The 26,897-nt window shown below is 62.2% G+C and carries 14 protein-coding genes; all 14 read left to right on the forward strand.

The annotated features are described in order from the left end of the window. Positions 1 to 8 precede the first annotated feature (8 nt). The 14 genes from OH491_RS20975 to xseA all read left to right on the forward strand — a co-directional run bounded on the left by OH491_RS20975 (position 9) and on the right by xseA (position 26,791). A complete protein-coding gene (locus OH491_RS20975) occupies positions 9 to 2,036 on the forward strand; it encodes a right-handed parallel beta-helix repeat-containing protein (protein ID WP_084442602.1) in 2,028 nt (675 codons plus the stop codon). 118 nt (positions 2,037 to 2,154) lie between these two features. Then, positions 2,155 to 3,636, forward strand: coding sequence for a sialate O-acetylesterase (locus tag OH491_RS20980; RefSeq protein WP_068772582.1), 1,482 nt, complete (start codon positions 2,155 to 2,157; stop codon positions 3,634 to 3,636). A gap of 116 nt (positions 3,637 to 3,752) precedes the next feature. Continuing rightward, positions 3,753 to 4,919: an L-rhamnose/proton symporter RhaT gene (gene rhaT, locus OH491_RS20985; RefSeq protein ID WP_068770649.1), complete on the forward strand. Its 1,167-nt coding sequence runs from the start codon at positions 3,753 to 3,755 to the stop codon at positions 4,917 to 4,919. 344 nt (positions 4,920 to 5,263) lie between these two features. After that, complete coding sequence (locus OH491_RS20990; RefSeq protein ID WP_334319648.1) at positions 5,264 to 6,481, forward strand: rhamnogalacturonan acetylesterase; 1,218 nt, start codon at positions 5,264 to 5,266, stop codon at positions 6,479 to 6,481. Positions 6,482 to 6,614: 133 nt separating this feature from the next. Further along, positions 6,615 to 11,453 (forward strand): autotransporter outer membrane beta-barrel domain-containing protein, encoded by a 4,839-nt coding sequence (locus tag OH491_RS20995; RefSeq protein WP_084442601.1) that lies wholly within the window; start codon positions 6,615 to 6,617, stop codon positions 11,451 to 11,453. Positions 11,454 to 11,847: 394 nt separating this feature from the next. Beyond that, positions 11,848 to 13,155 (forward strand): rhamnogalacturonan acetylesterase, encoded by a 1,308-nt coding sequence (locus tag OH491_RS21000; RefSeq protein ID WP_068772580.1) that lies wholly within the window; start codon positions 11,848 to 11,850, stop codon positions 13,153 to 13,155. Positions 13,156 to 13,340: 185 nt separating this feature from the next. Beyond that, the gene (locus tag OH491_RS21005; RefSeq protein WP_068772579.1) at positions 13,341 to 14,357 is read left to right on the forward strand and encodes a glycoside hydrolase family 43 protein; all 1,017 of its coding nucleotides are present in this window, start codon (positions 13,341 to 13,343) and stop codon (positions 14,355 to 14,357) included. 142 nt (positions 14,358 to 14,499) lie between these two features. Continuing rightward, positions 14,500 to 17,916 carry a glycoside hydrolase family 2 TIM barrel-domain containing protein gene (locus OH491_RS21010; RefSeq protein ID WP_068772578.1) on the forward strand — a complete coding sequence of 1,139 codons (3,417 nt, stop codon included), beginning with the start codon at positions 14,500 to 14,502 and terminating at the stop codon, positions 17,914 to 17,916. A gap of 302 nt (positions 17,917 to 18,218) precedes the next feature. Continuing rightward, the gene (gene galB / locus OH491_RS21015; protein WP_068772577.1) at positions 18,219 to 20,900 is read left to right on the forward strand and encodes a beta-galactosidase GalB; all 2,682 of its coding nucleotides are present in this window, start codon (positions 18,219 to 18,221) and stop codon (positions 20,898 to 20,900) included. 990 nt (positions 20,901 to 21,890) lie between these two features. Further along, entirely contained in the window at positions 21,891 to 22,667 is a 777-nt protein-coding gene (locus OH491_RS21020; RefSeq protein WP_145929058.1) for a hypothetical protein, read from the forward strand. Between the two features lie 142 nt (positions 22,668 to 22,809). Next, entirely contained in the window at positions 22,810 to 23,751 is a 942-nt protein-coding gene (locus OH491_RS21025; protein WP_068772575.1) for a hypothetical protein, read from the forward strand. Between the two features lie 368 nt (positions 23,752 to 24,119). Beyond that, positions 24,120 to 24,359 (forward strand): hypothetical protein, encoded by a 240-nt coding sequence (locus OH491_RS21030; RefSeq protein WP_068772574.1) that lies wholly within the window; start codon positions 24,120 to 24,122, stop codon positions 24,357 to 24,359. Positions 24,360 to 24,668: 309 nt separating this feature from the next. Continuing rightward, a complete protein-coding gene (locus OH491_RS21035) occupies positions 24,669 to 25,490 on the forward strand; it encodes a TVP38/TMEM64 family protein (RefSeq protein ID WP_334319647.1) in 822 nt (273 codons plus the stop codon). Next, positions 25,487 to 26,791, forward strand: a complete 1,305-nt coding sequence (gene xseA, locus OH491_RS21040) for an exodeoxyribonuclease VII large subunit (protein ID WP_068772572.1) — start codon at positions 25,487 to 25,489, stop codon at positions 26,789 to 26,791. Before OH491_RS21035 ends, xseA begins: the two co-directional genes overlap by 4 nt. Positions 26,792 to 26,897 lie beyond the last annotated feature (106 nt).

Genomic DNA, 26,897 nt, shown 5'->3' on the forward strand with positions numbered 1-26,897 from the left:
AATGGCATATGATATATAGACCACTTGGAAAAACCGACTTGATGACGGGAACGCTGGGAAGATTTCTGGCGGGAAATGCTGGTTTCCTCATTATTGCCTCAATATGCTTCGCCAATGCGGCCAGCGGTAATACTTCCGCAGATACATCCCGGCAGTCCGGGGCCGTGTTTCATGTCAATGATTTTGGCGCCAAACCGGATGATGATGCTGATGACCGCGAGGCTATTCGCGCGGCCATCAAAGCCGCCATCAAAGCCGGACCGGGATCCGTGGTGGCGTTGTCATCCGGCGAGTATCGTATCGGGCTTTCAAAACAGGAACTCTCCGAAAAACCACTCCAGGGCAAGGCGCCGTTTAACAAGCGCCGCTTCATCCATTTTGATCTCAACGGCGCGGATGGCATCAGCATCAAGGGCAATGACTCACGGCTGCTCATCACGGATCCGCGCGCCGTCCTGGTTAATTTCCAAGGTTCAAGAAATTGCGCGCTCAGCGGCATCAGTGTCGATCTTGATCCACTCCCATTCACGCAAGGCGAAATACTGGCGGTGGATCGTGATGCGCATACTTTCGACATAAAAATCCCAGACGGTTTCCCGCTCCTGGGAGAGTATCCTTGGCTCACGTTGGGACCGCAATCCGACTGGCAAAATCGCCTCATGGTTTTTAGCGTCGCTTCTTCGGATAATTGTGATCATGCGCGGAGAGATGTGCCGATGTTTTGTTATGAATTCCGCCCTCGATTAGCCTCGATACGCGATACGCTTTCATTGGAACAAATTGGCCCGCGTGTTTTCCGCATCCACTCCAAGCAACCACTGGCCCAGGCAATAGCTCCCGGAAACATCCTCGTATATTCATCCAAGGTCGGTGGCGGGCCGCTCGTTGATGCCGGAGGGCAGCATGTACAGCTTGAGGATGTGGTGATTTACGCCTCGCCCGGTTTTGTTGTGTCCGCAGCATCAGCCGACAACCTCCAGGTGAGGCGTTTCGCCACCCGCCTCAAGCCGGGGCGCCTTGTGGTCGGTACATCTGATGGCATCCACATTCGTGCGACACGGGGAGGGCCACGAATTGAAGATTCGGTCTTTGAAGGCATCCAGGATGATATATTCAACATTTCGGGCAATCCCCTGCCGATTGAGGAAATCGTATCAGGCACGGAGATCATCCTGCATCAGAATATAAACGCCTTCAACCGGGGTCGGATAGCCGAAGGCGATTGTGTCTATGCCTACGCCATGCCCGAAGCGAAAATCAAGGGCGAAGCGCATGTCCTCCGACTTGGCCAGCCGAAGAGCGGCAGCAAGGGCAAGAGCCTCATCCTCGACCGGCCCATCCCCGGATTGCTGACAACCGACATGCTTTATAGCCGGGAAGCCGGCAATGGTGGCGCGGTGATTCGGAGCTGCACTTTTCGGGGTGGGCTCCGGTCGGCGATCATGCACATGGCCGGCGACGGCACCCTTATCGAAGGCAACACATTTGAATACATGCAAAGCGCCATCGCCATCCGCCAGTCGACCGAGTCCTCCCGCAACGGTCAGGGCGGAATGGTGCGCAATGTTATCATCCGCAACAACATCTTCCGGGGTTGTCACATGCTTGGCGTCGGAACTCATCAGAATCATCCCGATGCGGTCATCGGTGTGATGTTGTATCCGGATTCCGCTTCCCGGCAGATCTCGAATATCGTCATCGAGAATAATCAAATTATTGAACCCGGGCTGTATGGGATATGGTTGAGCAATGTCACGGGGGCAACCGTGCGGAACAATAAGATCATCGCCTATCCTGACAGTGAGCGACTGCCCGGTTCAGGATCATCCCAACGGCGCTCCTTGCGCATCCATGAATCCAGCGACATCGTGATCGACGGCCTTGTCATTCGGGAACCGCGCCCCGACCTCGGTGCGGGCATCGCCATTGACTCCGCTTCCGATGGAATCAGCATCGGCAACCTTTCGCTTGAGGCAGGACATGCAGAAGAAATCCGCCGCAACGATAATCTCACCTCCAATGCTTCTGCCAAGTGACCGGGATTGGCAATCGCAACTCACTAAGCATTCTAAAGCTACTTTTTAATCCAAGACCCGGGAGGGAATAATCGAACCTATGCAATCAAACAGAATACTTCACGGCGGAACATGCATCATGGCAGTTCTTTTGTTTATCTGTTCCAGCCGAATCCACGCCGATGTCACACTCGCCCCCCTGTTTCGCGACAATACCGTGCTCCAGCGTGACAAGCCCGTGCCGATATGGGGAAAAGCCGATCCCGGTGAAAAGGTGAATGTCAGTTTTAACCGGCAAACACAAACCGCGGTCACAGATAACCACGGGCGCTGGCGCGTGCAACTCGCCGCCATGCCCGCCTCATCCACTCCCGCCAAACTGACCGTGCAGGGGAAAAACACCCTCACGATCCAGAATGTGCTGGTTGGCGAAGTCTGGCTTTGTTCAGGACAATCAAACATGGAATGGCTGGTGAAGGACTCCCTGAATGCCGAGCAGGAAATCGCCGCGGCGGATTTCCCGCAAATCCGGCATTTTAGAGTGCCCCATGTGGCTGCAGTGTCGCCGCAGGGTGACTGCGGCAGCACCTGGACGGTGTGCAGTCCTGCCTCCGCAGGTGCGTATTCGGCAGCGGCCTACTATTTTGGTCGTGAGCTATGTCGCCAACTGGGTGTTCCGATTGGCCTTATCAACAGCTCCTGGGGTGGCACGCAGATCGAGTCGTGGATGAGCCCGGCGGGATTGGCAGGCGACCCTGCCGGGCCGGAAGTGGATAAACGTTGGCAGGAAGAAATACAGGCCATGCCCGCCAAACGCGCGGCTTATGAGAAAGCGCTGGCGCAATGGAATAAAGATGCCGCCGAAGCCAAAAAGAACGGCAAAGTATTCAAGATCCGCAAGCCTTCGGAACCGATGGGGATCGGCAGCCGACAGCAACCCTCTGCTCTTTATAATGCGATGATCGCGCCGCTGGTGCCTTATGCTATTCGCGGTGTGATATGGTATCAGGGCGAGGCCAACGCCCCGCGCTATGTTGAATATCGCACGCTGTTTCCCTCCATGATTCGGCAGTGGCGACATGATTTCAGGCAGGGGGATTTCCCCTTTTATTATGTGCAGCTCGCAAACCACAGGCCGAGGAAACACTGGGCGTTCCTGCGGGAGGCGCAGGAATATGCGTTGAAACTGCCCGCCACGGGCCAGGCCGTGGCAATTGATATCGGGGAGTCGAACGGCATTCACCCGAAGAACAAGCAGGAAGTCGGGCGCCGGCTTGCGCTAAACGCGTTTGCGACCACCTACGGCTTGGAAATCGAGTATTCGGGGCCCAGGTATGCGGGCATGACAGTGGAGCGGGGCGAGGTGCGGTTGCGGTTCAGACATGACCAGGGACTCAAGACGAAAGATCCTGCGATGCCGGGATTCGAAATCGCCGGACACGACAGGAAATTCGTCCCCGCCTCCGCGCGCATCGACGGGGAAGCCGTGGTGGTGAGCTCAAAGGAGACAAAAGAACCCGTCGCAGTGCGTTATGCCTGGGCTTCCGATCCGCCGGTCTCTTTGTATAATGCGGCCGGCCTTCCGGCCGCGCCATTCCGCACCGATAATTGGGACGAGTGAGGCGCGCGCGGTATGTCAATTCGCGAAACCTGTCATTTGTATCCGGTAACGGGTATTTATAAAGTACCTGTGACTATATATTATTAATTTAAATCCCAAAAACAACAAACAACACCATGCCCACCTCATTCCTCGGCGTTGTTTTCCACTGGCTCGGCGGCCTGGCCTCCGGCTCCTTCTATGTGCCCTACAAGGGCGTGAAAAAATGGTCGTGGGAGACCTACTGGCTCGTCGGCGGGTTCTTTTCCTGGATCATCTGCCCGATTTTTTTCGCGTCGGCGATGACCAATGACCTCTTCGCGGTCATCCGCGCGCAAAGCTGGAACACGCTTTGCGTCACCTACCTCTTCGGCGTGATGTGGGGCATGGGCGGGCTGACGTTCGGGCTGACGATGCGCTACCTCGGCATGTCGCTGGGCATGGGGGTGGCGCTGGGCTACTGCACGGTGTTCGGCACGCTGCTGCCGCCGATCTTCAAGGTGTTTGTGGACGTGCCCGACGTGTATATCGCCGAGACCATCGGGCAGATTTTCGCCACCACGCCGGGCAAGATCACGCTGGCCGGCATCGTCGTGACCATGGCCGGCATCGCCATCGCGGCCTACGCGGGGCTGACGAAGGAGCGCGAGATGCCGGAGGCGGAAAAGAAGAAGGCCATCGCGGAGTTCAATTTCAGGAAGGGCATCCTGGTGGCGACGTTTTCCGGGGTGATGAGCGCGGGCATGGCGTTCGCGATGAGCGCGGGCAACCCGATCGGCACCGCCTCGCTCGCGGCCGGCACGGACTCGATCTGGACGGGCCTGCCGAAACTGGTGGTGATCCTGCTGGGCGGGTTCACGACGAATTTCATCTGGTGCGTGCTGCTGAACATCAAGAACCGGACCGGCTACCAATACCTGGCCAGCCACGTGCGGCCCGAGCACGCGGGCGTCGCGCCGATGCACCTGGCGGGCGGCCCGGCCGCGGAGCCGTCGCGCGAGCAGCTCAAGGTGCCGGTGGCGCCGAACTACCTGTTTTCGGCGCTGGCGGGGGCGACGTGGTATTTCCAGTTTTTCTTCTACACGATGGGCGAGACGAAGATGAAGGAGGCGAACTCGGATTTCGCGAGCTGGACGCTGCACATGGCGAGCATCATCATCTTCAGCACGCTGTGGGGGATTTATTTCAAGGAATGGAAGGGCGCGAGTGCGAAGGCGCGCGGCCTGATCTTCGCGGGCATCGCGACGCTGGTGTTTTCGACCGTGGTCATCGGTTTCGGCACCTGGCTGAAGACCCGCGGTTGAACTGATGCTGACGCGAATCCTCGAAACCCATCCATACCCAAACACAATGGCTGATTGAATCCTTGCCAGAGGAAATTTCCGGCAAGGTCTCCTGGCCGCCCTCATGTCAATTTTCATATCTCGCTAAAACGCGCGGCCCTCCGCGTCCCATCAACCCCGATCTGTCCTAAATATTACCGCAACCAACTCCCTGCGTTTTCCATCGCTCCATTTTGCCAAAACCATCCGACTGCCTCGCACCCATTCCCATGAACATGAATATCCACTCACAACCGCGCTTCACCGCATATAAAGCCATCCTTGTATTAGCCGCATGCATTTTGTCCGCGGCTTTTGCATACTCGATGGAATCCGAAACAACCCGGCGATTTTATCTAGGTCCGGGCGACGCGCCATCCGGCTGGACCAAGGTCTCCGCCGAAACCAAATACGACGCCGGCACTGGCTTCGGATTCGAGTCCACTGATGGGCTCAAATCCGTTGATCACGGCATGGGGTTTATGACCGCCGACAAGCCGTTTTATTTCTCCGCCATGCTGCCCGAAGGCAATTACCGAGTCTCGGTCACGCTCGGCGATAATGATGGGGAATCCGACACCACGGTGAAAGCCGAGTTGCGCCGTCTGATGCTGTCCCGCGTCACCACGGCGTCCGGCGAAGTTGTCCGGTGCGAGTTTATCGTCAATATTCGCCGCGCCTCCATCTCGGGCGCATCGGCCGGTGAAAGAAAGACCGTCGCACTCAGACCCCGCGAGCGAACGGAGGAAGCGTGGGCTTGGGATGAAAAGCTCACCCTGGAGTTCAATGGTTCCCGTCCGTGCGTATCAGCCATCGAAATCATCCCGGCCGCGCAAGAGCCGACGGTATTTCTTCTCGGTGATTCCACCGTGTGCGACCAACCGCGCGAGCCATACGCCAGTTGGGGACAGATGCTCACGGTCTTTTTCACGCCTTCCATCGCCATCGCTAATTATGGCGAGTCCGGTGAAACCTATCACGGCGCGCTCAAGTTCGGACGGCTCGGGAAAGTGCTCAGTGTGGCGCGTCCCGGCGACACCGTGCTCATGCAATACGGTCACAACGACATGAAAGTCGTCGATGTCCCGACCTACAAAGCCAACATCAAGAAATTCGTGGAGGCTTTCCGTGAGAAAAAAGTGGCCATCGTGCTCGTCACGCCGCCGCACCGCCGCACTTTTAACAAGGAGGGGCGCATCATCAACTCGCACAAAGACTACCCTGATGCTGTTCGTGAGGTGGCGCGCGAGGAAAAACTCCCGCTTATCGACCTGCTCGAAATGACACGCGCGTTTTACGAGGCGATGGGGGTGAGGGCATCCGGCGTGGCTTTCAAGCCCGGCGACGGCACACACCACAACGCCTACGGCGCTTACGAGCTCGCGAAGTGCATCGTCGAGGGCATTCGCGCCAGCCAGTTGCCAATATCGAAGTATATCATCGACGACCTCCCGCGTTTTGATCCCGCGCATCCCGACGCCCCCGGCTCCGTCAAAATCCCGCCCAGCCCCACCTCGCCCGGCAACACGCCGGATGGAAGCTGAACCGCAGCTCCTGCCTTCAAAGTTGATTTTATAAACCAAAACGAAATTCGAGTCCTCGGTGAGGAAACTGCAGTTTCATCGGTCGCCATGCCTCACGCCATCCCTCCATTCAACCCACACGCCACCAGTCTCCATGAACCCAGACAAACCCAACCACGCGAAAACACGCCGGGTTTCCAGCCATGCCCGGCACAACTCCCCCGGTCCGCGCCGCTGCCGCTCGCTTCCAGTGTTTTTGTCCGCCGCGCTCATGATGACGGCGGCGGGCGCGGGACTGCATGCGCAGACCGTCATCAACACCAACACCACCGCCGGGGGCACTCCCGTCAACCACACCACCGGCGGCACACTGGCCATCAGCGCCACCGTCTTCAGCACGGGCGGCAACGGCGTTCAGGTCAACACGCTCTCCGCGACGCTGGTCAACGAGGCCACTGGGCGCATCGAAACTGCAGGCACCAACCGTCCCGCGGTTTATTTTTACGTCGGGGACACGCTTCTCAACGCCGGCGTCATTTCCGCCACCACTCATGCCAACGACGATGCTGTCATGGTCGCCGCCCGCATCACCGGCTCCAGCTCCGGCCGCATTGAGGGCGCACGCTACGGCATGCAATTCGCATCGGCTGCCAATGGCAGCGTGCTGACAAACTCCGGCACCATCACCGTTACCGGCACCGCCGGGCGCGGCGTTAGCGCGGCCACCGGTGCCTCCATTGAGTTGATCAACGAGTCTTCCGGCCGCATCCAAGCCGTGTATCTTTTCAGCGGCGGCACCGTGACCAATCACGGCGTCATCCAAGGCGGCTTGGCGCCCGGCAGCACCATCGACGGCCTCACCGCCACCGGTGCGCTCGACCTTGCCAACACCGGCACCATTGACAGCGTCAGATACGGTGTCCAGTTCGGCAACGGCTCCGCCGGCAGCACGCTGGACAATGGCGGCGTCATCTCCGGCAGCACCAACGGCCTTTATGTTTACGGCGCGTTCACCGGCACCAATCGCGGCTTGATTACCGGCAACTTCGGCGTCCAGTTCGGCAACGCCGCCGCCGCCAATGGCAGCGATTTTGTCAACACGGGCACGATCCGCGGCACGGGCGGGGACAGCCGCGGCATTTCCTCAGCCTTCGGCGCCGCCCATGTGCGCAACGAATCCGGCGGCCTCATTGAGGCAGGGTTTAGGGGCGTTTATTTCTCCGCCTCCGGCGGCACGGTGACGAACTCCGGCGCCATCACGGCCGTCACCACCGCCACCGGCAGGGCCATCCAGTCCGATGGTCCGCTTTCCCTCGACAATTCCGGTCTGGTTCAGGGGCTCCAATACGGTGTCTGGCTCAACGGAGCCGCCGACGCCGGCAGCGCCATTACCAACAGCGGCGTCATCACCGGTGGCTCGCTCGGCGTGAATATCGCCGGCGGCGCGGCCTTCTCGCTGCTCAACACCGGCACCATCACCGGCGCCGTCGCCAGCGCCGCCGCCGTCACCAGCGCGACTCTCGCCGCCGGCGGCAAAATCGACGGCGTCCTTGCCCTCGCCGGCAACGCCTCCACGCTCACCCTCGCCGCCGAGACCGGCCCGCAATCCCATGCCGCCGCCGTCACCGGCAGCACCATGTTTACCGGCACGCTCGTCAAGGTCGGCGCCGGCACGTGGGACATCGATTCCGCCGCCGCGAACCTCGCCGGGCTCGCCCAGCAGGCCACCCTCGTGCAGGCCGGCACCCTCGCCGTGGACTGGGCCGCGCACCAGCTCAACGCCGCCGCCGGCGCCGCCGTCAACGTGGACTCCGGCGCGACCTTGCAAGTCAGGAAAACCGGCACTGCCGACGTCACCTTCGCCAACCCGCTCACCGGCGCCGGCTATGTGGCGCTCCACAACGCCTCCACCGACGCGGGCGGGCGGTTCGTCCTCGCCGCGAGCACCGGCAGCGGTGTGTTCACCGGCACCCTCGGCGTGAGCGGCGCGGCGCACACCGGCCGCCTCCTTCTCGACGATGCCGCCGGTGCCGCGCTCGCCCGCGCCACCCTGAGCCTCGGCGTGAATTCCGAGACCGCGCTCGACGCCGACCTCGCCATCCACGCCCTCGATTTCGATGGCGGCCTCCTCTTGGTTTCCAGCACCATCACCGCTGCCGGCATGCCGGTATTCCGCACGCTCACGGTGGACCTTCTTGCGGGCACTGGCGGCACCATCGGCGTGACCGCCTCCGGCCTGGACCTCCCTCGCCCGCCCGGCAGCGGCGCGCTCACCGGCGGCATCTTCGACCTGGATACGACCGCTGCCGCGCTCAACGGCGCTCCCATCATCAAAGTCACCGCGACCGGCGCCGCCACGCTGGGCGACGGCACCGTTTTCATGCTGGTGGACGGCAGCACCGGCATGGCAATCACGACAACCCCTGTCTCCGGCTCCGCCGCGACGGATTTCTACGACGCCACCGGCGCCACCATCATCGGCAAAATCACCGACGGCTATAAGGCGGTGTATAACGCCGGCAGCGCCGTCGCCACCGGCACCGCGGGCATTTACTTCGACTACGGCGTGACCGCCATCGAAAGCACGCACGCGACCATCCCCGTCACGCTCGACCCGGCCGGCGCCGTGGACAAAACCCTTGGCGTGCTCCTCACCGGCACCGGCGTCGGCGCGGGGTTCACCTTCACCGGCACCGACACCATCACCCTCGCGCAAAAAGCCGACTACACCGGGGCAACGCTCATCACCGGCTCCGCCGTGCTCAAAGCCGGCGACGGCATCGCCGACATCATCGCCAGCAGCATGCGCGTGACGCTCGATGGGGAGCGCACCGGCTTCGACCTCGGCACCGCAAATCAGACGCTGAAAAATCTCTCCGGCTCCGGTTTCGTGGCATTGCGCGACGCCACCCTCACGGTGGACAACAGCGATTTCACCGGCACGCTCTCCGGCGCGATCACTGGTGCGGGCGGGCTGACACTCTCCGCCGGCGGCCTCGCTCTCACTGGTGCCGCCTTCCATACCGGCACGACTGCCGTGCAAACTGGCGCGACCCTCACCCTCGGCGACGGCGCGACCCGCGGCGTGCTCGCCACCGCCAGCCGCGTGACCGTGGCCGCCGGCGGCACCCTCGCGCTCTGGCGCTCCGACGCGATCACCTTTGCCAACACCGTTGCCGCCGACGGCATCATCGAGGTGAAAGCCGGCTCCGGTGACAACGCCTTCACCGGCCCGCTCACCGGCTCCGGCACCCTGGTGCAAAACGCCGCCGCGCTCGCCACGCTCTCCGGCGCGAACGACATCGCCCTGCTCGTCAACCGCGGCACCGTGCAAATCGGTGCCGGCGGCGGCACCGGCAACGGCTGGGCGACCGACACGCTCGACCGCTCCGTCACGCTCACCAGCGCCGACGCGAAACTCGTGCTCAACCGCCCAGGCAGCTTCACCATCGACACCGTCATCGCCGGCGCGGGCGCCGTGGACATCATCGGCACCGGCGTCACCGCCGTGCTCCGCTCGCAAACCTATGCCGGCGCCACCCTCGTGCGAAGCGGCACCCTGCGCGCAGGCACGGTCAACGTGCTCGCCGCCAGCGCGGGCCTGACCCTTGAGAACGCGGCCTTTGAGTTGAACGGCCACGACCAAACCCTCCAGCGCCTCCACGGCCATGGCGGAAACGGCGCGACGATATTCTACCATGCCGATCAGTCCCTGTCCGACACGACCGCCCCGGCCTACGCCACCCTGACTGTCGGCGCGCTCACCGGCGCGACCGTGCAGCACATGAACGTGGACATGGCAGGTCGGCTCAACGACAAGCTCCAGGTAAACACGCTGGCCACCGGCACGCACCACATCACGCTCCACCGCACCACCACCACCGAAATCGACGATGCGCAGTTCACCTACGCGCTCGACATGCTCACCCTGCCCGCAAACGCGAGTGCCGATCCCTCCGAGTTGAGCATCACCTCCAGCGATTTGGAAATGGGTGCGCACACCTACCGGCTCATCCGCGGCGACGACGGGAGAATTTACCTGTCTGGCGTCGATGCGAACGGCGACGCGCGCAGCCGCGCCGGCGACGCGATCTACTGGACTGCCGGGGTGGCCGGGCTCGACTGGCACTATTCGCTGGACAGCCTGCGCAAACGCATGGGCGAGTTGCGCATGGGCGGGTTGCCCGAAAACGGAAACGTGTGGGTGACCGCCAACACCTACCGCGTCAACGCCGGCGCAGGCCTCGCCGGCGACGGTTTCAAGCAGGACAGCTTCGGGATGACCGCCGGCGGTGACCGGCGCATCGACCTGACTGGCGACCTCACGCTGCTGGCCGGCGGCTTTCTTTCCTTCGCGCGGCACGAGCGGGACTTTGAGAACCACGGCGGCGGTGAGACCTCGGGTTTTGGCTTGGGCGGCTACGCCACCGTGCTGCACAAGGACGGCTGGTATGGCGATTTCGTGCTGCGCGCCGACCGTTCCGCCAACAAACTGCACACCGAGGCCGTGGACGGCTTTGTGACCGCCGCGCGCTACGGCGGCGAAGCGGTGGGCGCGTCGCTGGAACTGGGCCGCCACGTGACAGCGGGCGCCCTCTGGCTGGAGCCCTCGGTGCAGATGGCGCTGGCCCGTTTTGGCGGCGAGAACTACGACACGGAACGCCAGACCGCCCTCCACGAATCCATCCACGTGCGCATCGACGGTTCGACGGCGGCGCAATACCGCCTGCAACTGCGTGGCGGCGTGGATTTCGACCGGTGGCGCCCCTATCTCCGTGTGGCGGAGGTCAGGAGCGACACGAGCGGCGGAAAGCTGCGCGTGGAGGGCCGCGAGTGGGCGCCCGGCTTCGACGGCTGGCGTTTCGAGACCGGCCTCGGCGTCGGCTGCCTGATCGACGCGCAAAGCCAGTTCTATTTTGATTATGAATATAACAAGGCCGACGCCTACGAACGCCCCTGGTCTCTGAGCCTCGGCTATCGCCGGGCTTGGTGAGACGGAGGGAATATCACGGATCACACCATTACCGAGTGGAATTTATGGAGTGCGGTGGCCTGCCACCGCTTTAGACGGGCCGGCTTGCCGGCCCGCCCCGGTTGCCGGTGATGGACTTATGCGCGGCCTGCCCCTGCGTCGAGCCGCGCATGGCGGACGGTCCCACGCGTTTTCGGCCTGACACAAGGCCGGGCACTGCAAAATCCTATCGGCGGCATAACATCAGTTTTTCATTGGGAAATGGTATGACTCACTCGCAAAACGCCCCGGAAAAAAACGAGAACGATTCAGGCGGGCCACTGTAAGCCGCGCCCGAATATGACCGTAAACCAATTTCCGGCGTTTCCCCCGCGCCGTTTTGCCGCGACACTCCGGCTGCTTCGTGCCCATTCCCATGAATACCCGTTTCCGCCTGTGCTTCGCCGCACTTAAAACCATCCTTGCGCTGGCCGTGTGCCTGCCGCTTGCGTCCCTCGCTTTCGCCGCGAAATCCGAACCGGTCTGGCGGTTCCACCTCGGCCCCGGCGCCGCGCCGTCCGGCTGGACCAAGGTCGCCGCAGGCGCCAAATACGACGACGGTGCCGGCTTCGGCTTCGAGTCCACCGACGGCCTCATGCAGGTTGACCACGGCGCGGGCTTCACCACCGCCGACCGCCCTTTTTATTTCTCGGTCGCGCTGCCCGAGGGCAACTATCGCGTCGCCGTCACGCTCGGCGATGCCGACGGAGAATCCGACACCACGGTGAAGGCCGAGTTGCGGCGCCTGATGTTGTCCAACGTCACCACGACGCGCGGCGAAATTGTCCGGCGCGAATTTGTCGTCAACCTCCGTCGCCCCTCCATCCCGGGCGCGTCGGGCAACGAAAGGAAAAACGTCGCGCTCAAGCCCCGCGAGCAAAAGGAGGAATGGTGGGCCTGGGATGAAAAACTCACGCTGGAGTTCAACGGCTCCCGCCCCTGCGTGTCCGCCATCGAGATCACGCCCGCCGACCGCGTGCCGACGGTGTTTCTCCTGGGCGATTCCACCGTGTGCGACCAGCCGCGCGAGCCGTTCGCGAGTTGGGGCCAGATGCTCACGATTTTCTTCGAGCCTTCCATCGCCATCGCCAACCACGGCGAGTCCGGCGAGTCCTATCACGGCGCGCTTGCGGCCGGACGTCTCGCGAAAGTGCTCAGCGTGGCGCGCCCCGGCGACACCGTGCTCATGCAATACGGCCACAACGACATGAAGGTCGTCGATGTCCCGACCTACAAAGCCAACATCAAGAAATTCGTGGAGGCTTTTCGGGAGAGAAAAATTTCCGTCGTGCTCGTCACGCCGCCGCACCGCCGCACCTTCGACAAGGACGGCCGCATCACGAACTCCCACAAAGGCTACCCCGACGCCGTCCGCGAAGTCGCGCGCGAGGAAAAACTCCCGCTCATCGACCTGCTCGAAATGACGCGCGCGTTTTACGAGGCGATGGGGCCGGAGGCCTCCGGCGCGGCCTTCAAGCCCGGCGACGGCACGCACCACAACGCCTACGGCGCCTACGAACTCGCGAAGTGCATCGTCGAGGGCATTCGCGCCGCCAGACTGCCGGTGGCGAAACATATCATCGACGGCCTCCCGCGTTTCGATCCCGCGCATCCCGACGCGCCCGGCTCCGTCAAAATCCCGCCCAGCGCCACCTCGCCCGGCGACACGCCGGACGGAAGCTGAAAAGGCTTGGAAAACCGCGAAGGGCACGAAGGCCGCGAAGCATAAAATAATGACCGCCATATGCGCGGCCAAAAACACATTTATAACAAATCAGAGATCAGCATGATGATTGAATTTATAAGAAACCTTTTCTTAGCAACCTTCGTGCCCTTCGCGGTTATAAAAACGATATTCATATCAAGGCCATGAAACACAATTCTGCCTTCATCGCGATTCCGGGGCTCTTCGCGGTTCTATTTGCCGTCGGCTGCACTTCGCGTCCGTCCGTCCGGGTCGCCGCCGCTCCACAAACCGCCTACCTCTTTACTTACTTCACCGGCAACAGCACCGACGGCCTGCACCTTGCCTGGAGCCGCGACGGTTATAAATGGGAAAAACTCGGCGGTGGTCGCGGCTACTTGAAGCCGGGCGTCGGCGAATCCAAACTCATGCGCGATCCCTGCGTCGTGCGCGGCCCCGACGGCGTTTATCACATGGTATGGACGACCGCATGGGACGGACGGACGATCGGCTACGCGTCCACGCGTGATTTCATGCATTGGTCGGAACAGCGCGCCCTCCCGGTCATGGCCGGCATCGACGGCACCCGCAATTGCTGGGCGCCCGAAATCATTTACGACGACGGGCAAAAGAACTTCCTCGTCTTCTGGTCGTCCACCGTCGAAGGACGTTTCCCCGAGACCGCCGGCGCCTCGGAAAACAGTTACAATCATCGCATCTACTGCACGACCACGACCGACTTCCAAACCCTCGCGCCCGCCCGTGTCTTTTATGATCCCGGCTTCAGTGTCATCGACGCCACGCTCCTCCGCGCGTTTGGCAAGTGGCATCTCGTCGTGAAGGACGAGACCGTGAACCCGCCCAAAAAACACCTGCGCATTGCCTCCGGCGACCATGCCTCCGGCCCGTTCACCGTGCCGCCCGGGCCGCCGGTCTCGCGCGACTGGGTTGAGGGGCCGGCGATTTTCCGGGCGGGCGGCGATTACCTGCTCTATTTCGATGTGTATCGGGAAAAGCACTACGGCGCGCTGCGTTCGCGCGACCTGCAAACCTGGGAGGACGTCACCGCGCAAATCTCCATGCCCGCCGGCGCGCGCCACGGCACCGTCATCGAAGTCCCCCAATCGCTTGTCGACAACCTCATCGCCGCCGAACGCATCATAAACCGGCCGCCGCCCAACGTTTCGACACTGCTGCCTTAAAGTCTTTCCTCTTTATTCTTTCTCTTTCCTCTTTCTCCCGCCTCCTTTTTCACCCGTTGCGCCGAATGGAGGAGAGCAAGAGGAAAGAGAAAGAATAAAGAGGAAAGATGAAAACCAGTTCCTTCACTTTCGCTTTTTTATCATGAAGACCCGCATCCTTCACCCGTTGCTATTTCTCGCCGTGCTTCCCCTGTGCGCCAGCCCAGCCCCGCAAGCATCCGCGCCCCGGCCTGCCTGGGCCGATCCGACCCGCCAGAGCGAGGGTCTGGAAAAACCCTTCACCACCATGGCCGTGTTTCCCGACGAAGCCTCCGCACTCAAGCTGCGGCCCAGACTCTCGCCGTTCCACCGCTCGCTCAATGGCGAGTGGAAATTCCACTGGGTGACGCGCCCGGAGGAGCGCCCGCTCGACTTCTGGCAGCCCGCCTTCGACGACGCCGGATGGAAAACCATGCGCGTCCCCGCCAATGTCGAGGTCGAGGGCTATGGCGTGCCCATTTACACGAATGTCACCTATCCCTGGCGCGAGGTGAAGCCGCCCGACATCGCCGGCGATTACAATCCCGTTTCCAGTTATCGCCGCACCTTCGTGGTCCCGGCGGAGTGGCGCGACCGCGAAGTGTTTCTCACTTTCGACGGCGTCAGTTCCTTCTTCACTGTCTGGCTCAACGGCCACAAACTCGGCTTCAACAAGGACACCCGCACCCCCGCGACTTTCCGCCTGACGCCGCATCTGCGCGCCGACGGCGGCGAAAACCTCCTCGCCGTCGAGGTTTTTCGCTGGAACGACGGCTCCTACATCGAGGACCAGGATTTCTGGCGGTTGAGCGGCATCTTCCGCGACGTCACCCTCTGGAGCACGCCGCCGGCGCACATCCGCGACTTTGCCGTCCACACCCACGACCGCGCCGCCGCCGCCGCTGGCGCCGTCATCACCGCTGTCGCCGCCGGCCCCACCACCGCCAACGCCGGCCCCGCCGCGCGCGACCGCCTCTGGGAAATCGAAGTCCGGGGCGAACTGCGCTTTTATTCCGGCACGCCGGGGCCGGTGTCCATTTCGGCGCTGCTGCTCGATCCCGACGGACGCGAACTCTCCCGCGGCCCCGCCGCCATCGCCGACGCCAACATCGCCACCCTCCTCTCCAACCTCCCCGGTGTCCCAGCCGCCGCCAACGCCACCGCCGGCGGCATCGAAACGTCGTGGGAATGGCGCGCCGCCGTCGCGAATCCCCGCCTGTGGTCCGCCGAGAGCCCCGATCTCCACACCCTTCTGCTCACGCTCAAGGACGCCGCCGGCCGCGTCCTCGAGGTCATCCCGCAGCGCGTCGGCTTCCGCACCGCCGGGGTCCGCGACGGACAGTTTCTCGTCAACGGCAAGCCCGTCCTCATCCGCGGCGTCAATCGCCACGAATGGGACCCCGACCACGGCTACGCCGTCTCGCGCGAGCGCATGATCGAGGACATCCGGCTGATGAAACAGCACAGCCTCAACGCCGTCCGCACCAGCCACTATCCCAACGCGCCGGAATGGTATGCGCTCTGCGACGAATACGGTCTCTACGTGCTCGACGAGGCCAACATCGAGTCGCACGGGCAACTGGGCGAGGCCTTCTCCGGCCGCGCGCCCGCCCTTGCCGACCAGCCCGACTGGTTCGACGCGCACCTCGAGCGCGTCCAGCGCATGTATGAGCGCGACAAGAACCACGCCTGCGTCATCGGCTGGTCGCTGGGCAACGAGTGCGCCTTCGGCGAGGCGTTCCGCGCCGCCTACCGCTGGCTCAAGCAGCGCGACTCCCGCCCCGTGCAATACGAGGGCGACCGCAGCCACGAGTTCTCCGACATCATCTGCCCGATGTATCCGGCCATCGCCACCGTGCTCAACTACGCCGCGCTGCCCCGCAAGAAGCCCTTCATCATGTGCGAATACGTCCACGCGATGGGCAACGCCAACGGCGACTTCCACGCCTACTGGCGTCCCATCTACGAGGGCGCCCCGTATCTTCAGGGCGGTTTCATTTGGGACTGGGTTGACCAGGGACTGCGCACCCCCGTGCCCGCCTCGCGCGCCATCGAGGAAATGGAAAACCCGAAATCCATCCCGCTCGATCCCGCGCTCGGCACCTTTTTTGCCTATGGCGGCGCCTTCGGCGCACCCGGCCGTTTTCCCCACGACGGAAATTTCAGCGGCAACGGCCTCATCCACGCCGACCGCGTCCCCCATCCCGGCCTCGCCGAGGTGAAAAAAGTCCTTCAACCCATCCAAATGCGCGCCGCCGACCTCGCGCGAACCGAGCCCGAGATCGAGCTGACCAACTGGGCCGACTTCCAGAATGCCGCCGACTGGCTCGATTGCCGCTGGCGCGTCGTCGCCGACGGACGCGAGGTCGGGCGTGGCGAGATCGGCGCTGTCTCCCTGGCTCCGCGCGAGACGAAACGGCTGCCCGTCCCGTTTCCCTACATCACGCCCGAGCCCGGCGTGGAATACTTTTTGGAAATCTCCTTTGTGCTTCGCCACGACACGCCCTGGGCGCGTGCGGGGCACGAGGTCGCCTGGGAGCAGTTCAAGCTGCCGCAATCCGAGCCCGCCGCGCTCGTCGCGATTTCCGGCCCCGCGCCCGCTCTGATGGAGACCGCCGGACGCATCGACGTCACCGGCCAGTCTTTCGCGGCGTCCTTCGACCGCGCGACCGGCCTGCTCGTCTCGCTCAAGGCCGGCGAGATCGAGCTGCTCGAAAAGCCGCTCGGTCCTCATTTCTGGCGCGCGCCCACGGACAACGACCGCGGCAGCAAGATGACCGCCACCGACGTGCCCAACCGCCGGAACATCCCCTCCGGTCCCGGCCTCTGGCGTTTCGCCCACGAGACATGGGAGGCCGCCAAGGTCGAGGCCCGCCGGCTCGACGATCCCGCCGTCGTGCAAGTCACCGCCGAGGGTGTCATCCGCGCCACCAACTGCTCCTGGCGCGTCGCATGGACCTTGTATCCCACCGGCGATATTTTCGTGACTTCGCAGATGCACGATCCCCTGCGCCCCGCGCCCGAGCCCATTCGCTTCGGCATGCAGACGACCCTGCGCGCCGGCTTCGACAACCTCGCCTGGCTCGGCAAAGGCCCGCACGAAACGTATTGGGATCGCCAGGACACCCGCGTCGGCCTTTACCGCGGCAAGGTGCGCGACCAGTTTTTCCCGTATCTCAAGCCGCAGGAAACCGGCAACCACGAGGGTGTGCGCTGGCTCGCGCTCACCGACGCGCGCGGGCGCGGCCTGCTGGCTGTCGCGGTCGAGCCGTTGCTCAGCGCCAATGCGCTTCACCAGACCACCGAGGATCTTTTCTGCGAGACGCAAAAATCCGCCTATTATCCCTACCAGCTTCCGGCGCGCGACACCATCACGCTCAACCTCGACCTGCACCAGCGCGGGCTCGGCGGCGTCAACTCCTGGGGCGCGCTTCCGCACGACGAATTTCGTCTCGGCAACTGGCCGCTCACTTACACTTACCGCATCCGCCCGTTGGCCGGCGGAGAAGACCCCGTCGCGCTCGCCCGGCAGCGTTTTTAGGCCGGTCTCCCCCTGTCTTTCCCCTTTATATCAATTCCAATCCAAAATTAGCCTTTCGATGGAGGGCCGAGCTCCTGCGAGGCCGTCGCGGTTAACCGTGGTGCCCCGCCGCGACGGCCTCGCAGGAGCTCGACCCTCCAAAAACATAGGTGCCAGAGTCTAAAAATAACTTGGGAATGGTATTATTCTTTATCATGCCTCTTTCTCCTCGTTATTTTCGCCCCATCGCCGGATGGAAAAATAAAGAGAAAGAGAAAAAATAGAGAATAAATACCAACCCCGCGTTCCGCGTTTTTTATATTATGACCACCCGCCATCCCTCCACCTGCCTCCTCGCCCTTCTCCTCGCATTCGCCGCCGCCGTTTCAGGCCGCCCCGCGTTTGCCGCTGCGGAACGCGCCACCGCGGCCGAAACTCCGCCCGCCCGCGAGCGCGTCACCTTCAACTCCGGCTGGCTCTTCACGCGCGGCGACCCTGCCCACGCGGGCGAGGCGCTTTCCTACGAGCGCGTGAAACCCTGGGTGCTCCCGACCGGCGACGACTTGCTCAACGTCCCCCCGCCGCGCATGCCCCCTCCCGCGCACAATCCCGGCGCGCAGCCCGGCGGCGAGATTGCCTACACCCGCCCCGACTTCGACGACTCCGGCTGGCGCCGCCTCGACCTCCCGCATGACTGGGGCATCGAAGGACCATTCCGGCAGGAACTCTCCGGCGAGACCGGCAAACTCCCCTGGGCCGGCTCCGGCTGGTATCGCAAGCACTTCGACTCGCCCGCCTCGGATGCAGCACGCCGCGTTTATCTGGATATCGACGGCGCCATGTCCTACGCGCTGGTCTGGCTCAACGGCCGCGTGATCGGCGGCTGGCCCTACGGCTACGCCTCGTGGCGTCTGGACCTCACGCCGCACCTCAGGCCCGGCGAAAAGAACGTCCTCGCCATCCGCCTCGATAACCCGCGCGAATCCTCGCGCTGGTATCCGGGCAGCGGCATTTACCGCAACGTCTGGCTCGTCAGGACCGCGCCCGTCCACGTCGCACAATGGGGCGTGTTTGTCACCACGCCCGTCATCACCGCCGACTCCGCCACCGTCGATGTCGCCGTCACGCTGGACAACAAATCCGGCGACCGCGCCGAGGTGCGGGTCTCCGCGCGCCTCTTCGCCGCCGACGCCGAAGGCCGCCCCGTCGGCGAACCCGTGGCCGCCGCCGAACCGCGCTCCGTGCGTGTCCCGCCCGGACGGCAGGCCAGCGCCGCCCACACGCTCGCCGTCGCCTCGCCGCGCTTGTGGAGCCTGCGCGAACGCCACCGCTACGTCGCCGAGACCACCGTCGCCGATGCCGCGGGAAACGTCATCGACCGCGTCGAGACGCCCTTCGGTATCCGAAAAATAAATACCGACCCTCTGCGCGGCTTTTTCCTCAATGACGAGCACGTCCCCATCCGCGGCGTCTGCCAGCACCACGACCTCGGCGCGCTCGGCTCCGCCGTCAGCACCCGCGCCCTCGAACGCCAGTTGGAAATCCTTCAGGCGATGGGCTGCAACGCCATCCGCACCAGCCACAACCCGCCCGCTCCCGAGCTGCTCGAACTCTGCGACCGCATGGGTTTCCTCGTCATGGACGAGCCCTTCGATTGCTGGGCCATCGGCAAGAAACGCGACGACTACAGCCGCGTCTTCGCCGACTGGCACGAGAAGGATCTGCGCGCCCTCATCCGCCGCGACCGCAACCACCCCAGCGTCATCCAGTGGAGCATCGGCAATGAAATCCGCGAGCAATACGAGGCCGACGGCTGGAAACTCGCCGCGCACCTCGCCGCCATCATCCGCGAGGAGGACCGCACCCGCCCCGTCACCGCCGGCTTCAACTACATCCAGGCCGGCTACAACGGATTCCAGAACATCGTCGATGTATTCGGTTATAACTACAAGCCGCAGGAATACGCGAAACTCCGCGCCGCGCACCCGCATCTCGCCATCATGGGCGCCGAGACCGCCTCGACCGTCAGCTCGCGCGGCGAGTATTTCTTCCCCGCCAGCGACGACAAGCTCGCCGGCCGCGCCGATTATCAAGTCAGTTCCTACGATCTCTACGCCACCCCCTGGGCCACCACGCCCGACACCGAGTGGCGCGCCCACGATGAAAATCCCGGCATCCTCGGCGAGTTTGTCTGGACCGGTTTCGACTACCTCGGCGAACCCTCCCCTTACAACGCCGACTCCACCAACCTCCTGAATTACTCCGATCCGGCCGAGCGCGCCCGCGCCGAACAGGAACTCGCCGCCCTCGGTAAAATCCTTGTCCCCTCGCGCAGCTCCTACTTCGGCATCATCGACCTCGCCGGTTTTCCCAAGGACCGCTACTATCTCTACCAGGCGCGCTGGCGCCCCGACCATCCGATGGCGCACATCCTGCCGCACTGGAACTGGCCCGAACGCATCGGCCAGGCCACGCCCGTGCACGTTTACACCAGCGGCGACGAGGCCGAGCTTTTCCTCAACGGCAAAACCTTCGGACGCAAAAAACGAGCCCCGCTCGAATACCGCTTCCGTTGGGACGACGTCATCTACGAACCCGGCGAGTTGAAAGTGGTCGCGTGGAAAAACGGCCGCCCCTGGGCCGAGGCCGTCATGCGCACCGCCGGTCCTGCCGCGAAACTCATGCTCGCCGCCGACCGCGCGCGACTCCGCGCCGACGGGCGGGATCTTTCCTTCGTGACCGTGACCATCGCCGATGCCGAAGGACGGCCCGTCCCGCGCAGCAAGAACGCCATTCGCTTCCGCGTGACCGGCCCCGCCGAAATCGACGCGACCGACAACGGCGACGCGACCGACCACACCTCCTTCCAATCCCCCGAACGCCGCGCCTACAACGCCCTCGCCCTCGTCATCCTCCGCACCAAGCCCGGCGAGAAAGGCGAAATCACCCTCCACGCCGAAAGCGAAGGACTGGTTCCCGCGGAAATCATATTACAAAGCGAGTAGCGGATGGCACGAGGCATCGGATTAATAAAAACGTCTGGTAACAACACCTTTTAAGATTTGGTCTTTTTGGAGGGCCGAGCTCCTGCGAGGCCGTCGCCGGAAAACGCAACGCTTAACCGCGACGTCCTCGCTCAACATTGGCCCAAAAGGTAGGGCGAGGCGTCCCCGCCGAGCCTCGGCTCAGCCGGAGGCTTCGCCCTACCGGTGCTGCCGCGCCACTGTTAAATGAAAATACTATATAATACCAACTACCAATCGAAATCCGACTTTAGGTGGATGGACGGCCTCCGTGCCGTCCGTTTCCGGGCGGATAGACGACATGGAGGCCGTCCATCCACGGTGCGTTTTTGATAACGCGTCCTTTCAATTCATAAATGGCATAAAAAAGAGAGCGACGAGGCCAGCGCCACGCATGGGTGTGCTTCATCAGGGAGGGACGCCTTGGCCGGCGCAGCTATCGTTTGACCGTGACTGCATTGCGACACGGACTGTCCGACTGCCCTCATCTTGGATCGGGGAAACCCATCAGATAGTCAGGGCGGCACTACGTTTTTTTGATTTCGATCCGGTCACCCATCAACCCTTCGTAAACCCATGCGCCCAACCCTTGCGTGTCTTTGTATGTTTTGCGCAATCCCGCGCTTGTGCGCCGGCGCTGAATTAATCGACAGCCAGCAGGAAGCAGCGGGCAACGACCCCGCCGAGCCGCGGCTCAGCCGGAGGCTTCGCCCTGCCGGCGCTGCCCCGTCACTGTTAAATGAAAACACTACAAGACCTGCTTGCAGGTCATTTTAAACCATCGCGATAATGAAAAAAACATTTAATTATGATAGCGGTTGTCTCTACGCTCCTTCTTTTGATTGGAGTAGCCATTACATTGTATCTTAATGTCATTGACGGGGAAAAGCAATAATGGGCTACAGGAGCACGACAGGCAAAGCATTGGAAGATCTGGCATCTCGTGAAAATGAAAACATCAGGCGCCAAAAAATGCTGGAGAAATCCAATGAAAGTATAAAAGATATTCAGGATGCGCTGGACAAGTTGGAGCGGGAGGCAAGGCAAAATAGCATCGCGGACACGGAAGCGGGAGGCAGCGAACTCGACCAATGGCTCGGCGCTGCTCGCAAATTAAGGAATTCTCTAAAATATCATCCGAATTACGCCATACCGGAATTTAAATACCTGACCGCAAAGGAGTGCCTGTTTTTCACCGCGGACGGCCCACTGCAATGTGAGGCGGATTACAGAAAAGCGCTGGCCGGGCTCAGACAGGACGCCACACTGGCGGTGGGCAATATATTCAAGCAAGCCGTCAAGGATTTTTCCAATGCCAATAATGGCAAAGCTCCAACCCAACTGAGCGACATTGTGAATTACCTGCCCAAGGACTTTGACCCCCGCATCCTTGAAAGATATGAAACCAACGCATCGGGGGAAACCTATGCGGGCGCGGATGCCAAGACCGCGTTAGGAGGGCGGCACTGGATAATAAAAGAAGCGGCGCCGCCGGTTGACAGCATTTGGAACAGTGCAAGATGGGTGAGCAACATCGGGGAAGTGGGTCTCAAGCAAACCGGTCTTGATACTCCGAGTGGGGCGTGGGCGGTGGATCCCGTGCGAAACGCAATTAAAAACTATGCAAAGGAGCATGGGGCTGAACCAGCCAGTGCCGGCCAGATTGGCAAATATATCAAAGCTGATACTATCAATAGGGCTGGTGAGGATAAAATAAACGAGATATTTCAAACCCTGATGAATAAATAATGCAAAATGCACCAGACCGCCTGCTTTTAATCCATAATGAACATAGTCAAGACAGCCAAATTGACCACGGAGGGGTGTCAGAAAATTATTTTGGCTTCCGCGCACACTATGTGCGCTTCGTGGTGAAATCCGTCTCACTTAAATGAAAAAGCACCTAAAAATCATATTTTCCGCGTTTATATTTCTAATCCTGATCGGGTTGGTCATCAAACTGCGTTTTGATATTATTGGCAATGAAAAGGCAATGAACGGCTTAAAAAGCGCAAGGAACCAGGCATTGAGCAATTTGGAATCGAGCAAAAACGAGGGTATCAAGCTGCAAAGGGCCTTGAGGCAATCCAATGAACTGTTAAAAAGCCTTGAGGATGGGTTGGCTAAATTGGAGCAGGACGGTGACGCGGACGAGGGGAACACGGAAGAGGAGGAAAACACACTCACCGGCTGGTTCGACAAAATTGAAAAAGTAAGGGATTTCATCAAAAACAATCCCAAGTATGCCATACCGGAATTCAAATACCTGATCGCTCAACAATGGCTTTCGGCAACCGGAGGGAAAATGGAAACCGAGGCGGATTATAGGATATCCGCGGCCTGGCTCAGGCTATTCGCCTTGGGGCATGCGTCAGGATTGCTTGGCCGGGCGATTTCTGATTTTTCCCGTGCGCATGATGGCAATCCACCACAAAGTTATGCGGATATCCAACAGTATCTTCCCGAGGACTTTGATCGTTCAAGATACACGGATGTTCCGCCTGACGAATATCCGCCAACACCCCCCGGCAGTAATTACGGGACATGGATTGTCAAAAGTGTCGGTCCGGTGGATCCTGTCTGGGATAGCGGATTATTAATCAGCGCCGGCCCCAGAAGGGCCACGCAGGTGACCCCGATTGATTGGGGACCGGGCGAGGCGGTGAATGATACAATCAAAAAATATAAAAACAAAAATGATGACAATGCCCCGACAAATTCCAGCCAGATTACTGAATATATAAGATATAATGATGCCACCAAAGAATTAAACGCAACGAATATCGACGATATATTTAAAAGTATAATGACACCGGTTCAGGGGAATCCGTAAGGGGTCGGGATGGAATGGCGCTAAGTTTAAGGGCTGTTGTCGTTAAAAACACGCTTGCGCACGGAGGGGCGGCGTCCCGCCGCCCGACACGCGGAACGCGTGCCCATCGTGTCTCGATAAGCCGCGCGAAACGGGCGAGGCTTTCGCCTCGTCCGGCGGCGGGACGTCGCCCCTCCGTGCGCAAGCGTCTCTCTTAACTTAGCGTCATTCGGGCCGGGACGCTGTTTGTTGATTATCTATTATGCTCGAATTCATTAATATTAGTATTGATTACAACATCATATTATGAATATGATTCCGACTACGCATCATGAGAATCAACAAACAGCGTACTGCCCCCTTTGGCATGCTCTAATGGGACCACAACAATGAATAACTTCGACTATATTGCAGAGGCACGTGCGATACGTGAAGCGCTGCCAGATGATCTTTCTGCGTGGAAATCGCGTATTGATGACGCGATTGCGAGCGGTGCTACGGGAACAGAAATCCTGATGGCGCTACGTTGGGAAATGAATGAGTTGATCAAGACGGATGTGAAAATTTCCACTAATCTTGCTCAGCGGGTAAAGGATTACATATATGCTGCAAACAAGTTGCTAGGCTGATGGAAGCAAAAGAGCCGACCGAAAACAGAGCCACGGGGCATCCCCAGGATACCCCTTTCTCTCGAACACATGCTATGGGGTCAGGCTGGGGCTGCCCTGAATTGACGGACACGGGTGGAGGGGGTCAAAGGCAGAAGGCCAGCGGCGCTTCGCGCCTTCGGTTTTGACGGCAGGCGGGGATGCCTGCGCCACGCGCTGGCGCTTCTCCCTGACTCTGATCGGACTTCACTTCGAGTAACACCCGGCAAAACGTGGAAACGCTTTTTGGGATTTGCCGCGGCTCGCCCAAGCGGCATGCTGCCGGGCTTTATGGCTTCCGGTTCCAAGGAGCTGCGCCGCTCCATGTTTCTGACCAAACTGCTGATGGCCCTCGTGCTGATCGCCGGGGGCACGCTCGCCTATTTCCACTTGCAGGAGGTCCGCTCCTGGATGCACCTCGGGCTCGAATGGATTCGCGGCATGGGGCCGGTGCCGTTCTTTGCCGCGATGGTCGTGCTGCCGGCGTTCGGGTGTCCGGTCTCCGCGTTCACGTTCACGGCGGGGCCCACTTTCATTCCGCAAATGGGCACGGTGTGGGTGTGCGTCCTAGTGTCCCTCAGCATGACACTGGATCTCGCGCTGGCGTATTGGCTGGCCCGGTATGCGGCGCGCCCGCTGCTTTTGCGCCTGATGGAAAAGATGGGCTACAAGCTGCCCAAGGTCGCGCCGGGCGATCACACCGGGCTCACGGTGCTGCTGCGTGTCACGCCGGGCCCGCCGTTGTTCATACAAAACTACCTGCTCGGGCTGGCCGAGGTGCCGTTCAAGACCTACATCCTCATCTCCGCGCCGATCATGAGCGGCTGGGCGCTGGCGGCCGTGCTGGCGAGCGATGCGCTCGTGGCGGGCAAGGGCCGCACGGCGTTCATCGCGCTGGGCTTGGTCGCGGGGCTGGTCATCGTGGTGCGGATGGTGCGCAAGCGTTTCGCGCGGCGGCAACTGGAAGCCGCGGACGCGGCAATGCCCAAGGGGCAAAACCCAAATCACGAAATCCCAAATCCCAAAGGCGGCACGGCCACCGGCGGCGCCGGCTTGGGGGGCGCGCAGGCAGACCGCAATGGCGACAACCGCGCTGGCGGCGAAAACCCATGAGCGACCGGCAGGCAGATTTGTTTGACGGGAGCGGGGACGAGAACGACGGCGCGCGCGCCTTGAGCGTGAGCGAGTTCACGCGGCGGGTGAAGGACGCGCTCGCGGCCGCCATCCGCCCGTGCTGGGTGCGCGGCGAGATTTCCAACCTGCGGGCGCAGGCGAGCGGCCATGTCTATTTTTCGCTCAAGGACGCGGGCGCGCAGCTCTCGGCGGTGCTTTTCCGCGCGGACGCGGCCCGGCAGCAGGTGCGGCTGCGCGACGGGTTGCAGGTGGTGGCGTTCGGACAGGTGAGCGTTTACGAGGCGCGGGGGCAATACCAGCTCGTCGTGCGCGCCGTCATCGAGGACGGGGTGGGGCGGTTGCAGCGCGAGTTCGAGGCGCTGAAACGCCGGCTCGCGGACGAGGGGCTGTTCGACGCGGAACGCAAGAAACCGATTCCGCCCATGCCGGCGACCGTGGGCTTCGTCACGTCGCCGACCGGCGCGGCGGTGCAGGATTTTATCCGCATCCTGCTGCGGCGCGGCTGGCGTGGGCGGCTGGTCGTGCTGCCCGCCAAGGTGCAGGGCGAGGGCGCGGCGGGGGAGATGGCCGCGATGCTGCGCGCGGCGGAGGCGCTGGGGATTTTCGACCTGCTGGTCATCGGGCGCGGCGGCGGCAGCCTGGAGGACTTGTGGGCGTTCAACGAGGAGCCGCTGGTGCGCGCGGTGGCGTCGTGCGGCGTGCCGGTCATCTCGGCGGTCGGCCACGAGATCGATTTCACGCTGTGCGACTTCGCGGCGGACGCGCGCGCCGAGACCCCGAGCGGCGCGGCGGAGTTGATTTCGAGCCATTTCCTCGCCTGCGCCGAGCGCTCGGCTCAGGCCGCCGCCGCGATGGAGGACGTGCTCGGCACACGGCTCACGCGCGCCCGCGAGCGGCTCGACGGCGCGCGCGCGCACCTGCGGCTGCTTTCGCCGACGGCGCGCGTGGAGCAGGGTTTTCTGCGGCTGGATGACCTGGCCAACCGCCTCGGCGCGGCGTCCGCGCGCGCCACGATGCTCAAGCGCGAACGGCTGACCGCCGCGGCCGCGGCGCTGGAGCGGCGGTCGCCCGAGACGCGCGTGCAGATCGCGTCGCACCAGTTGCTGGCCTTGTGGAAACGCCTGCAGGCGGCCAGCCCGGCATCGGTGCTCAACCGCGGCTTCGTCATCGTGCGCGACGAGGCGGGACGGCCCGTGCAGCGCCGCGCGGCGGTCGCGCCCGGGCAGGCGCTGGCGGCGGAGTTCGCCGACGGGACTGTCAGGGTGCGCAGCGAGGGGTGACGCGGGGAGGGCAGGAGGAAATAATGCCGGCGAAATTGCGGCGGTCAGGAGAGGCGGCGGCCATGTCGTAGCGCAGCAACGGTGATCAACGCGCATCCTGCCTGCC

The sequence above is a fragment of the Termitidicoccus mucosus genome, assembly GCF_038725785.1.
In the GTDB taxonomy this organism is placed as follows: Bacteria; Verrucomicrobiota; Verrucomicrobiia; order Opitutales; family Opitutaceae; genus Termitidicoccus; species Termitidicoccus mucosus.

Bases quoted from the DNA above. Each gene is read 5' to 3' on its own strand.
- OH491_RS20975 (WP_084442602.1), top strand. From the start codon at position 9: ATGATATATAGACCACTTGGAAAAACCGACTTGATGACGGGAACGCTG.
- OH491_RS20980 (WP_068772582.1), top strand. From the start codon at position 2,155: ATGGCAGTTCTTTTGTTTATCTGTTCCAGCCGAATCCACGCCGATGTC.
- rhaT (WP_068770649.1), top strand. From the start codon at position 3,753: ATGCCCACCTCATTCCTCGGCGTTGTTTTCCACTGGCTCGGCGGCCTG.
- OH491_RS20990 (WP_334319648.1), top strand. From the start codon at position 5,264: ATGGAATCCGAAACAACCCGGCGATTTTATCTAGGTCCGGGCGACGCG.
- OH491_RS20995 (WP_084442601.1), top strand. From the start codon at position 6,615: ATGAACCCAGACAAACCCAACCACGCGAAAACACGCCGGGTTTCCAGC.
- OH491_RS21000 (WP_068772580.1), top strand. From the start codon at position 11,848: ATGAATACCCGTTTCCGCCTGTGCTTCGCCGCACTTAAAACCATCCTT.
- OH491_RS21005 (WP_068772579.1), top strand. From the start codon at position 13,341: ATGAAACACAATTCTGCCTTCATCGCGATTCCGGGGCTCTTCGCGGTT.
- OH491_RS21010 (WP_068772578.1), top strand. From the start codon at position 14,500: ATGAAGACCCGCATCCTTCACCCGTTGCTATTTCTCGCCGTGCTTCCC.
- galB (WP_068772577.1), top strand. From the start codon at position 18,219: ATGACCACCCGCCATCCCTCCACCTGCCTCCTCGCCCTTCTCCTCGCA.
- OH491_RS21020 (WP_145929058.1), top strand. From the start codon at position 21,891: ATGCTGGAGAAATCCAATGAAAGTATAAAAGATATTCAGGATGCGCTG.
- OH491_RS21025 (WP_068772575.1), top strand. From the start codon at position 22,810: ATGAAAAAGCACCTAAAAATCATATTTTCCGCGTTTATATTTCTAATC.
- OH491_RS21030 (WP_068772574.1), top strand. From the start codon at position 24,120: ATGAATAACTTCGACTATATTGCAGAGGCACGTGCGATACGTGAAGCG.
- OH491_RS21035 (WP_334319647.1), top strand. From the start codon at position 24,669: ATGGCTTCCGGTTCCAAGGAGCTGCGCCGCTCCATGTTTCTGACCAAA.
- xseA (WP_068772572.1), top strand. From the start codon at position 25,487: ATGAGCGACCGGCAGGCAGATTTGTTTGACGGGAGCGGGGACGAGAAC.